The organism is Okeania sp. (genome assembly GCF_983059655.1).
This window is the reverse complement of the sequence record NZ_CEZPJD010000213.1, coordinates 1-10,862: the sequence shown is the minus strand read 5'-3', so window position 1 is coordinate 10,862 and position 10,862 is coordinate 1. Positions and strand designations below refer to the sequence as shown.

Below are 10,862 nucleotides of genomic sequence, written 5' to 3'. Positions count from 1 at the left end.
CTACGACCTCAAGTTTTATTCAAGTAGATTATTTCTCAGATGAGGATATATTTTTCATTTGAATGTGCAAGTATAATGTCATTAATTAATCAGAAATCAGAAAAATATTAACTAAAAAAACTAATGCTTTGGTCTATCAAAATTAAACAGTTTATCCCTAATTTAATCTTAGCTATAGTTACAACAATACTGGTAATAGCTAGCCCCGGATTTAGCCAAACTGTACAAATAACTCCTACTAACCCACAACTTGGAGATACTTTATCAGTTGTAATTCAAGAATCCATTGGCGGAGCAACTCCCACAGTTAAGATGGATGGAAAAATTTATCCATTTTTTTCAATTGGACAAAATAAATTAAGGGCATTATTACCAACTACTCCTTTAGACCTATCGGGAACACGACAGCTTCAAATTACAACTGAAGCAGGTGTACAGAATGTGAATGTAAATCTGCAAGGTCGCTCTTTTCCCACTCAATCTATTTGGCTGCCTCCTGGCAAAGATTCTCTCAAAGGAACAGACTTAGAATTTGACAGAGTGGGAGAATTTAAAAAACTTGCCACTCCACAGAAATTTTGGAATGGTCCATTTCTTCGACCCAACCAAGGTCCTGTAAGTACAATTTATGGGGTGCGACGGTATTATAATGGGGAGTTCGCTGAAAACTATTATCATCGTGGTGTAGATTATGCAGATTATAATGGCTCTCCTGTAGTAGCTCCTGCTGCTGGTCGTGTTGCTCTAGTAGGATTAGAATCTCAGGGTTTTGAAATTCATGGTAATACTGTGGGTATCGATCATGGTCAAGGTGTAACGAGCATTTTTATTCATTTGAGTCGTATCAATGTTCAAGAAGGCGATTTTGTTAAAGCTGGCCAGTTAATCGGTGGTGTAGGATCTACAGGGGCATCTACAGGTCCTCATCTACATTGGGGATTATATGTATCTGGTCAAGCGGTCGATCCTGTTCCTTGGCGATATAAAGGTATTGAATAAAACTTTTCTAATCAACAAATATATCAAGACTCAGAAAATTTGTTTTATATAAAAATATTATGTGGGTATTAAGTTATGTTCTGAGAAATTAAGATGATAGTAGACCTTGACTTTGATTAACTTATAATCTTAATCTAATAAAATAAGTAGTAGAAATATTATTTGAAAATTCTTCTCAGTTAACTTAAATAAAACTTATGAGTATAGAAAAAATTGTTGAACAAGCTTTACAAGATGGTTATTTAACACCTTCTATGGAAGCAGAGGTAGGACTAATTTGTAATACGGCTTCTGAATTATCAATTGAAGAATATATGGCTCTTGACCGTCTAATGGGAGCTTTATTGACAGGAGAAGTTGTTGTTTTACCTCGTAAACAATTTATTAATGTGATGGAAGAATTAGTCCTTTCTGAAGCGATCGCACGAGTGGCAGAAATTGAGGCAACTAGTGACAAAACTCTTGATGTGGGCGATATTGCAGCTTATGCTTTAAATAGACTTCCTCCTTTATATGCGACTACAGAGGAAGGCGCTCAGTTTCAGAGGTCTAAGGCTAAAGATGAACTTCAAAATCTAATTTCTCAGCAGGTGAATGAAGCTGTTGCTCAAAATATAGACCGACAACCAATTAACCCTACACCTTTTGGTAATTCTCCCGATGTTAGTTCGCAACTTAGTGAGTTACTTAAATTTAATGCTCCACGGTATGAACAACAGTCTGATTAATAATTAGAATTATCTTTACTAGATCGGAAAATTAAGGTTGTTTGTTCTTAGGATAAAAATGATTGTTACAGAAAAAAATTGTTCTTATTTGTATTAGTAATTATGAATTATTTTAAGTTTTTATTTGCTTAATATATAGTATTTAAAAATAAAAATTTGACAATCTTAATATCATTATCAACAAGCAGACTACATATTATAAATACTATCTATGTAATAAATAATTAATTAGGGCTTACCGATCTAATGTAAAAATATTTACAGATAAAGGTTTTGGGTGATAATGGTTCAAAAATTTAGGATTTTGGTTAAGAGTTAGGCAGAACAATCTTGGGACAATTCTTCCTATCTATCTCTTCTATAATTCCTATTTATCCTGACTTCCACTCCTGGGAGGAGTTAGTGGCAGGTTGACTCCTGACTCCTGACTCCTCCCCTTACCAAAAGACTTTTTCAGCAAACCCTATTTAAAAAAATACAGTCAAAATACTAAATATTAAACTATTCAATCTTTAGTTATTTATACTTAATTACTATTGTTTGAAGTCTTACTCGCAGAAGTAGGTACATTCCCTTTTTCTAAGCTACGTTTCTCTCGTTTTTTCCTAGCTGCCATCAGAGTATCTTCCATAGCACTACGAGCTTGAGTTATTCTCTCTAAATTACTACGATACATATCTATGTCTTTTAATAATTTTTCTTCTGGCAGGTTTAAAGCCTGAGAAATTTCCTTCATAGCTTCTGTACGTTGCTGTTGTTCCTTAACTAAATCTGTATCTGCTATTTCTAGTAATGTGAATAAACCTATAGCAAATAGGCGATTATACTTAAATTGATAACCATCGGAAATGGCTCTTAAATTATCTTGCAAATGTTGAGCATCATCTCTATCTGTTGATAAGCAAATCCACGAAAGCATATCCTTTCCAGACATTTGCGTAGCGAAATCTTCTAATCCTTTAGCATCCGCACGATATTTATCTGGCTCCTCTGTTTGTGCTTGAATCAGAGCATTAAAAATAGAAATTTTGTCCTGTTCAGGAAAATATCCCTCCATAAAACGGTCAAAAGCTGTAACTATACCCAAAGCATAAAATGGATTATAGCTATAATTAGCATTAACGGAAATCAGGTGCATTTCCACTAGCAGCTCTTCAACAACTCGATTGTATATAGAGTTAATTGGACGGGTGTGAGAATTATAAAAAGCTTTCTTAGTATCTGAAACAGTACGAATATTATTCACCTGGTGTTCTAATTCTTATATGATCCCATCCCTGTTAGATGTTGATTTCCTACTAGGTCAGCTTGAAAGCATATAGTACTGGAAAAGCAGGGTGGGTTTGACTTTATAATTACTGTATGACACGATGGAGCATTCTATCAACTTAAAGGGCAAGTGATAATCAAAGTTTTTATCCCCCGGTTAATACACGGGAGCTTTCAAAAGAATCTATCTGGTAATATCGGCAGACTACCCTGTATTTCCTCATAATTTCTTTGAGGAACTATGCTGACGCAACTGCAATTTAGTATAAACAAGGTAACGGAGATTATACCGGGAGTCCTCAAAGCTCCATTTCAGATAGACTATCTTCTACAACTTTGCTACAGCCAATGCTTTAAAAGTTGTCGCTCCCAACGTTATAGTTCATGAGAACTTAGTTAATATTGACATCCTCTCCCGTTAAATAAGAGCGATTATAACTAGATATTCCCAAACCTCCAGATTTACGGTTACTGCTTGAGTAGCACTTATCTAGATTGAAAACAACCCCCGAGAGTACCCCTACACAGTCAATTTCTTCTAGAATCTGCCCAACCACAGTGACACTTCGATAACAAATCGGTTAGTATCAGCATCCCTTCATCATATCATAATTCTATATCAATGGAGTGCTTATTGTTTGTTTAGTGGCGATTCATCTCCCGGTATAATCTTCTATTGATCGGAAGTCCTCAACGCTCCATTTTAGATAGCATAAGCAGGGGTTCAACATAAAATTATAAGAATTAGGTAATCTGTACAGTTATTCTAATCAAAATTGAAAAGAAATATGAACTTTTCTCAAGAGTTAATATCTTTAGCTAAACATCTTGCTGGTGAATTTGATAACTCCATTCAAGCGATCGCAGACCCTGCATGGTATGTTCAACTCCGACTATGGCACAGACCTATCCCTATTAATCTGTTTCCAGAACCTAGCATTGCTTTATTTGCCGAGCAAGCAAATATTCTCAAATTAGACCAACCATATCGACCTAGAGTTATGCAACTTCGACAATTATCAGATAGTCCCACATCCTTACAAATTCAGTACTATTTACCAAAAAATGTGCCCTCTATTCTCGGAGCGGGGAGAAACCCAGACATTCTTAAACAGCTTAAACCTAACCAAATGGAGCTTTTACCTGGTTGTACTCTAGAGGTGATAAATCACAACTATGGTCAAAATAATGAATATTTTCAAGCTATTTTAGCTCCTGGTGAAGTTTGTGGCTTTACCTATCAAAATCAATATTACCAAGTTGAATTGGGTTTTGAAGTTAATGCTCAAGAGTTTGTCAGCTATGACAAAGGTATAGATCCGCAAACAGGTAAAGGTACTTGGGGTGCTTTAATGGGACCTTACAAATTTGTAAAATGTAGTAGCTTTAGTTCAGAACTGATTTTATTAAGTAGGGCTTGCTGAAAAAATCTTTTAGTAGGGGTATGAGACAGGAGGAATGGGAATAAATTTTAGGATGTAGGAAGAAGAGCTGTCCCAAGATTTTTCTGCCTTTGTCTGCTAAAGCTAGCACTTTTTTTGCTCCAAAAAGACTAAAACATTTATCAGTCAATGCTTTGAAATTTAATCAGCAAACCTTAAGTAGTGCAGCAATATTCAAATTTACCTAAAAAGGCCACCAGACTTTAATAATTGGTAGCCATTCAGATCATTAAGCTTAACTCTGAGTTCAACTAATACAGAACAGATATTTCACCAAATAACAAAGTCTATACCAACTGAATTTGAATTAATTGCAGGTAAGGTAGACTATATGCCAGAAATAATAAATTTTTAGGTATTACTTTAACTATCTATAGCGTTTCCCAAAGTCGTGAGGTACAGTTTCTTTTTGTCTTTTTATTTCCTGTTCCCTATTCCCTATTCCCTATTCCCTATTTCCTCAAACCTAAAATTTTGTACCTCATAAGTGTGGGAATTGCTATAGATATTATTGAAATTCATAGCTAGCTAAATTTAAGTGCGATTGTAATTGAGGATTTTTAGCTGATGTTTAAACCAGAAAAAATTAATATATCTATACTTGGTCATCAACTAAAAGTAAGTTTCTACAACAACTATGAGAATTTCTGTTTACGTCAAATCTAGAAGATTCAGTGGATTTACCAAAAAACTTTTTTAACAAAAAGTTGTCAGTTTTTAACTCCAGTAAAATTTACTAATAGCTCTACGTAGTAATGGTATATCGGACCGAAGAATCCAATATACCCTCTACTAAAATAATTACAAATTACTGTATTATGACTGGTCTTGGTAATCCCATTTCAATCTAAATTTTAATTTATTAAACTAAGGATTCTGCTGGACAGTTTGTTCAGATATAAAATTAATTAGTCCTACTTTAGTAGGATTAAGCTCTGTTACTTTCATGAACTTCATCATAATTAAGAGCTTCTTCTTCTGTTTCAAAAATCTCAAACACAGAATCCATCATAGTTACCTCAAATACGAGTTTAGCTTCTGGATGAACACTACAAATACGGAAGCTACCCTTAACTTTGTCAGCATCTCGCATCCCTGCTACCAGAGATGTAAGTCCAGAACTATCAATAAAGTTAACCTGACCTAAATTGACGACTACATGACGACTCAGTTTAGAGATACATTCCTGCAACTTGAGGCGGAATTGCCAAGCTGTTGTGATATCCAAACGTCCAGTTGGCGCTAGGACGATGACTGTTGTGCCGGATGGAGTTTTGTGGGTTTTTTGCTCAATATGAATCACTGACCCTTCCCTCGGGATGATATTAGTTATGGTAGTTGCCCATCTGACTGTAGTTTAACTTAGACTAGGTGGGTATTTGGTGTCCAGTTAGCCCAATCATAAGGTTTTAAGAATACTTCATACAGTTGAGCTTCTGGTGTATTGGGTTCTGGACTATAGCCATATTCCCAGCGAACCAAAGGTGGTAAAGACATCAAAATTGATTCTGTACGACCATTAGTTTGCAATCCAAAAATTGTACCTCTGTCATATACTAGATTAAATTCAACATAACGGCCACGTCGGTACAGTTGAAAGTTACGTTCCCGATCGCCATACTCTGTGGCTTGACGTCGCTCTGCTATTGGGGTATAAGCTGGCAAGAATGATTGACCACAATCTTGTACAAATTTGAACAAAGACTCCCAATTACGAGTTTCAGGAATTCCTAACTGCTGACTATAGATTGCTGCTGGTCCTTGACTATCTGGACCTTTGTATAATTCTCCTTGACCATCTTGATAATCAAAGAAGATACCTCCTACACCCCGCATCTCTTGACGATGTTTCAAGTAAAAATACTCATCACACCAATGTTTAAACACAGAGTAATATTCTTTGTGATTTTTGTCACAGGCTTGCTTGATTGTTTTGTGAAAATGGACAACATCTTCGGCAAAAGGATAGTAAGGAGTTAAATCTATACCTCCACCAAACCACCATACAGGTCCTGCTTCAAAATATCGATAATTGAGATGTACTGTTGGTACATAAGGATTTTTAGGGTGCAGTACCATTGAAGTCCCTGTCGCATAGAAACCATGACCTTCGGCTTCTGGTCTTTGCGCTAGTATACTTGGTGGTAGTTTATCTCCCCACACTTCCGAAAAATTCACTCCTCCCTGTTCAAAAACCCCACCGTCTCTAATTACACGAGACCTTCCTCCACCACCACCTGGACGTTCCCAACGGTCTTCTTGAAATTTTCCTATTCCGTCTAATTGCTCCAGTCCTTGACAAATTTCATCCTGTAGGTCCTGCATAAATTTACTGACTCGACCTTGGGTGCTACTCATTGATAGAGATAGAGGTGTTGTTTTTTTGGTTTCAGTGGAAGCTGTCATAGGTACAATATGCGTCTCAAATTAACTAAAAATTATATATATCTTTCCAGGTTTTTTATCCTACCATGTTCTCGATCGTCTAGTAAAATTTTCCTAATTTTTTCCAGCTTTTATTAAGTAGATAGACCTATCATGTCATAGATATATGTCTGATACTCAAGTATCATTCTTAGTTACTGAATTAGTCTTGCCTATTAATCTACATCTCTACGAACTGGTAGAACATAATTTAAGTAGGTCGGTGTTGAAATTTATCGTTATGAAAAGGCAGGAGGCAGAGGGCAAAAAGGAAGAGAGTTTTTAGCAAATTTACTTTTCGTTACATACTTTTGTTTTTTTGCACCGTTCTACTTACTTACTTAATCATTTAATTACAAAAAATTTTGTAGCTAATTACTATTGATTCTTTTACTAATTACTAAGTTTAGTTTTTCATCTCATCGTTCATCATTTTTGTAGACTTCCTAAAAGTATTAGTTTTTAATTATAGTTTAAAACTGAGTGCTTTTAATAAAATTAATAATGAATTTAATTATTAGTCAAAATTAAGTCAGGAGTATACGTAACATTACTTTGCAAATAACAGATATAATCTAAGAAAGATTTAATTTTTGAAGGATATTTTTATGTCAATTATACCCGATACTCAATCTATTCTGGATGTTTTACGACCAGTACAAGACCCCGAACTACAGAAGAGTTTGGTAGAACTAAATATGATTCGCAATATTAAAGTTAAAGATGGACAAGTTGAGTTCACCTTAGTATTGACAACTCCAGCTTGTCCATTACGAGAATTTATTGTCGAAGATTGTCAAAAGGCTGTCAAGCAACTACCCGGTGTGAAGGAAGTAATAGTAGATGTAACAGCAGAGACTCCTCAGCAGAAAACTATACCCGACCGTCAAGGTATTGATGGAGTGAAAAATATTATTGCTGTTTCTAGTGGCAAAGGTGGAGTGGGTAAAAGCACAGTAGCAGTGAATGTAGCTGTGGCCTTAGCTCAAATGGGCGCTAAAGTAGGTTTGATTGATGCTGATATTTATGGTCCTAATGACCCAACGATGTTAGGTCTGGCAGATGCTAAAGTTATGGTACAAGCAGGACAATCTGGAGAAGTCCTGGAACCAGCTTTTAATCATGGAGTAAAGTTGGTTTCTATGGCTTTTTTAATTGATAAAGATCAACCTGTAATTTGGCGTGGTCCAATGTTGAATGGAATTATCCGACAATTTTTGTACCAAGTACAATGGGGCGATTTAGATTATTTATTGGTAGACTTGCCTCCTGGTACTGGTGATGCTCAATTAACATTAGCTCAAGCTGTCCCTATGTCTGGAGTGGTAATTGTGACAACTCCTCAAACAGTGGCATTATTGGACTCTCGCAAAGGTCTAAAAATGTTTCAGCAGTTGGGGGTCTCTGTATTGGGAATAGTTGAAAATATGAGTTATTTTGTCCCTCCAGATATGCCAGAGAAAAAGTATGACATTTTTGGTTCTGGTGGTGGTAAAAGAACAGCAGAGGAACTAGGTGTACCACTACTTGGAGGTGTTCCTTTGGAAATGCCTGTTAGAGAAGGTGGGGATATTGGAGTTCCTATTGTAGTTGGCGCTCCCAACTCTAGTTCCGCTCAAGAGTTGAAAGCGATCGCTCAAAAAATTGCTGCTAGAGTTTCTGTTGTGGCTTTGGCTTAACGAAGTCAGAAGTCAGAAATCAGAAGTCAGAAGTTATTTTTTTAACTTAGAGCAGTGTCGGGAAGATGTCAAAGATGCCAAAAATATTACAATAAAAAAGTCTTCATTTTCCTAAAATTAAGAAAATTTTTGATAGGAGTAGAAAACTATGATTTTACCTGGTGTAGCAGTTAGAGTTAAAAATATTAGTGATACTTATTATGGATTTCAAGGACAAGTTCAACGAGTAAGTGATGGTAAAGCTGCTGTATTATTTGAAGGTGGAAATTGGGATAAGTTGATAACATTTAGAATCTCAGAATTAGAGTTAGTAGATGCAACGGCAGGTCGCAAGAAAAAATAATTTAGTTAGTAAATAGTGTAAGCATTTCTTCCGGAATGCTTACTAAAGAGTAGATGTTTTTTTATATTTATAGCTGAATAATTCAGATTGAAAGTCTTTGATGTCAACAATAAATAAAGACAATAAATTCTGCTTACCAACTCTATAATTTTAAGAAAAGGTAATTATTAATTATTAACTGGAGGGTACAAAAAGTTATTCCAAACAACGATTTGTTTTGAAGACTGTAAAGTATTACTGGAAAAGGCTTACAGTATTTACCGCTTTGAACAAAGAGTTTTTAATCTTTAGATAGCTGAAAGCCTTAGGTAGCAATAGTTATTTTAATAACTTTGCACTGTCTAGTTATTAATTAGGGCTTGCTGATTAAATATCAAAGTTTTTAATGGCAAAGGTTTCAGACTTTGCAGGTACTAATAAAGTATCAGCTTTTAGGTAGTTCCAGTTCAAAAATCTAGGGTTTTTGGCAAAAAAGGGTTAGAAAATCAAGGGAAGATTCTTCTGGCTGTTTCTTCTCGGAATCTCATGCCTCCTGGATTATGAATTCTGGATTCTGGCTACTCCCCTGAAAAAAAGACTTATTCAGCAAACTCTAATTATTAATTATTAATTATTAATTATTAATTATTAATTATCTACATTATGCGTCTTCCTTTACCACAGTTTGCTAATACAAATCGCCATAAAAATTACATAGCTGAAGTAATAGAAACAGTAACTACAGAATTTTTGGCTCAATGTTTAGAACCAAATGAGTTAGATTTTCCGATGATGCCTGCTTTTGGTACTTGGGTAAAATCGGAGGATGAACAATCAGGAAATCAGATTTATGGAGTGGTTTATTATGCAACTACTTTACCTATTGATTCAGTACATAGAGCAAGAGCTTTGGGAATGTCTTTAGCTCAGTTACGTGAAGAACAACCCCAAATTTTTGCTATGTTGAAGACAGAATTTAGGGCAGCAATAGTAGGTTTTAAGTCTCAAGAACAGTTAAATGGTTCTACAGCAGAAAATGGCATAATTTACCAATATCTTCCACCCCGTCCGCCTCAAATTCATCAAGCAGTTTATTTATGTGAACCAGAAGAAATCATTAGGTTTAGTGAAAAGTTAGATTTTTTGCGGACTTTATTACAGTTAATTGATGCTCCTGTGGATGCTTTAGTAGCTGCTACTATTAGAGAAATTTATCAACTGAGAAAAGCAGACCGTAATTGGTTAGTTCAGGCAGGTAGAAATATGAGTGTTTTGTTGAGGGATGATTATGATCGTTTAAAAATAATATTAGGGCAAATACATCCTTAAAAAAGAAGAAGGAAGAGGGAAGAAGGAAGAAGGAGGAAGGAAGAAAAAAACTTAAATTTATTTCTTATATATATTCATGCTTGGGCTTACACCAACGCACCGCAAAAGACATGATATTAAAAGTAAAATAACTAAAGTAAATACAGAGTCTTTTCGTATCAAATTTATAACTCAAAAATGATGATTAAACGAAAAGTATTTTACCGAAAAATTGTGGTTTAAAGCCTCCCCTTTTAAGGGGATAATAAAAAAAATTTCATTATTAGTCAATCCTCTTCTTTTCAAGGAGAGGTAATTATTCATTATTCATTATTCATTATTCATTGTTGAAATATCTTTGCTTCTACTATATCTAGTACTAGCAATTATCATAGTACCTATGATTGTTCCCTTAAAGGAGGAATTCCAACTCAATTTTGATGAAGGACTTCAATTAATGAGGGCTTCACTTTATATGCAGGGTTACTCACCGCAGACAGAAATTTGGAGCGATCGGCCTTTCTTTTTCCCAGCATTGCTTTCATTATGGTTTAGTATAGTTGGAAAATATGTTTTTTCAGCACGCCTTTTGACCATAACTTTTTCAGCATTACTAATATGGTTTTTCTTTGAAACTATTTAGGGCTTGCTGATTAAACCTAAATGTCTTTACTGATATTGGTTTTAGCCT

At 35.1% G+C, this 10,862-nt stretch carries 11 protein-coding genes; 8 read left to right on the top strand and 3 right to left on the bottom strand.

What is annotated here, in order from left to right; genetic code table 11:
* Positions 1–123 precede the first annotated feature (123 nt).
* Together AC3DU7_RS13865 and AC3DU7_RS13860 are read left to right on the top strand one after the other, a co-directional pair.
* Positions 124–999, top strand: coding sequence for a M23 family metallopeptidase (locus AC3DU7_RS13865; protein ID WP_488039921.1), 876 nt, complete (start codon positions 124–126; stop codon positions 997–999).
* 197 nt (positions 1,000–1,196) lie between these two features.
* Positions 1,197–1,727, top strand: a complete 531-nt coding sequence (locus AC3DU7_RS13860) for a late competence development ComFB family protein (RefSeq protein WP_488039920.1) — start codon at positions 1,197–1,199, stop codon at positions 1,725–1,727.
* A gap of 526 nt (positions 1,728–2,253) precedes the next feature.
* Here the strand turns inward: AC3DU7_RS13860 and psb29 are convergent.
* Positions 2,254–2,973 (bottom strand): photosystem II biogenesis protein Psp29, encoded by a 720-nt coding sequence (gene psb29 / locus AC3DU7_RS13855; protein WP_488039919.1) that lies wholly within the window; start codon positions 2,971–2,973, stop codon positions 2,254–2,256.
* A gap of 811 nt (positions 2,974–3,784) precedes the next feature.
* Between psb29 and AC3DU7_RS13850 the strand changes: the two genes are divergently transcribed.
* Positions 3,785–4,420 (top strand): CpcT/CpeT family chromophore lyase, encoded by a 636-nt coding sequence (locus AC3DU7_RS13850; RefSeq protein ID WP_488039918.1) that lies wholly within the window; start codon positions 3,785–3,787, stop codon positions 4,418–4,420.
* A 946-nt stretch (positions 4,421–5,366) separates the two neighbouring features.
* Here AC3DU7_RS13850 and AC3DU7_RS13845 read toward each other — a convergent pair.
* Positions 5,367–5,741, bottom strand: coding sequence for an STAS domain-containing protein (locus AC3DU7_RS13845; RefSeq protein ID WP_488039917.1), 375 nt, complete (start codon positions 5,739–5,741; stop codon positions 5,367–5,369).
* A gap of 59 nt (positions 5,742–5,800) precedes the next feature.
* Positions 5,801–6,844, bottom strand: coding sequence for an oxygen-dependent coproporphyrinogen oxidase (gene hemF, locus AC3DU7_RS13840; RefSeq protein WP_488039916.1), 1,044 nt, complete (start codon positions 6,842–6,844; stop codon positions 5,801–5,803).
* Between the two features lie 145 nt (positions 6,845–6,989).
* On the opposite strand from hemF, the gene AC3DU7_RS13835 reads away from it, so the two are divergent.
* The 5 genes from AC3DU7_RS13835 (at position 6,990) to AC3DU7_RS13815 (ending at position 10,814) form a co-directional block, all read left to right on the top strand.
* Entirely contained in the window at positions 6,990–7,148 is a 159-nt protein-coding gene (locus AC3DU7_RS13835; protein ID WP_488039915.1) for a hypothetical protein, read from the top strand.
* Positions 7,149–7,470: 322 nt separating this feature from the next.
* Positions 7,471–8,541: an Mrp/NBP35 family ATP-binding protein gene (locus AC3DU7_RS13830; RefSeq protein WP_488039914.1), complete on the top strand. Its 1,071-nt coding sequence runs from the start codon at positions 7,471–7,473 to the stop codon at positions 8,539–8,541.
* A gap of 148 nt (positions 8,542–8,689) precedes the next feature.
* On the top strand, positions 8,690–8,884 hold the full coding sequence (locus tag AC3DU7_RS13825) for an NAD(P)H dehydrogenase subunit NdhS (RefSeq protein WP_488039913.1): 195 nt from the start codon (positions 8,690–8,692) through the stop codon (positions 8,882–8,884).
* 642 nt (positions 8,885–9,526) lie between these two features.
* Positions 9,527–10,192, top strand: a complete 666-nt coding sequence (locus tag AC3DU7_RS13820; RefSeq protein WP_488039912.1) for an HAS-barrel domain-containing protein — start codon at positions 9,527–9,529, stop codon at positions 10,190–10,192.
* A 379-nt stretch (positions 10,193–10,571) separates the two neighbouring features.
* Positions 10,572–10,814, top strand: a complete 243-nt coding sequence (locus AC3DU7_RS13815) for a hypothetical protein (RefSeq protein ID WP_488039911.1) — start codon at positions 10,572–10,574, stop codon at positions 10,812–10,814.
* Positions 10,815–10,862 lie beyond the last annotated feature (48 nt).

Excerpts from the sequence above, each read along its gene's own strand:
- AC3DU7_RS13865 (WP_488039921.1), top strand. The coding sequence starts at position 124 with ATGCTTTGGTCTATCAAAATTAAACAGTTTATCCCTAATTTAATCTTA.
- AC3DU7_RS13860 (WP_488039920.1), top strand. The coding sequence starts at position 1,197 with ATGAGTATAGAAAAAATTGTTGAACAAGCTTTACAAGATGGTTATTTA.
- AC3DU7_RS13850 (WP_488039918.1), top strand. The coding sequence starts at position 3,785 with ATGAACTTTTCTCAAGAGTTAATATCTTTAGCTAAACATCTTGCTGGT.
- hemF (WP_488039916.1), bottom strand. The coding sequence starts at position 6,844 with ATGACAGCTTCCACTGAAACCAAAAAAACAACACCTCTATCTCTATCA.
- AC3DU7_RS13835 (WP_488039915.1), top strand. The coding sequence starts at position 6,990 with ATGTCTGATACTCAAGTATCATTCTTAGTTACTGAATTAGTCTTGCCT.
- AC3DU7_RS13830 (WP_488039914.1), top strand. The coding sequence starts at position 7,471 with ATGTCAATTATACCCGATACTCAATCTATTCTGGATGTTTTACGACCA.
- AC3DU7_RS13825 (WP_488039913.1), top strand. The coding sequence starts at position 8,690 with ATGATTTTACCTGGTGTAGCAGTTAGAGTTAAAAATATTAGTGATACT.
- AC3DU7_RS13820 (WP_488039912.1), top strand. The coding sequence starts at position 9,527 with ATGCGTCTTCCTTTACCACAGTTTGCTAATACAAATCGCCATAAAAAT.
- AC3DU7_RS13815 (WP_488039911.1), top strand. The coding sequence starts at position 10,572 with ATGATTGTTCCCTTAAAGGAGGAATTCCAACTCAATTTTGATGAAGGA.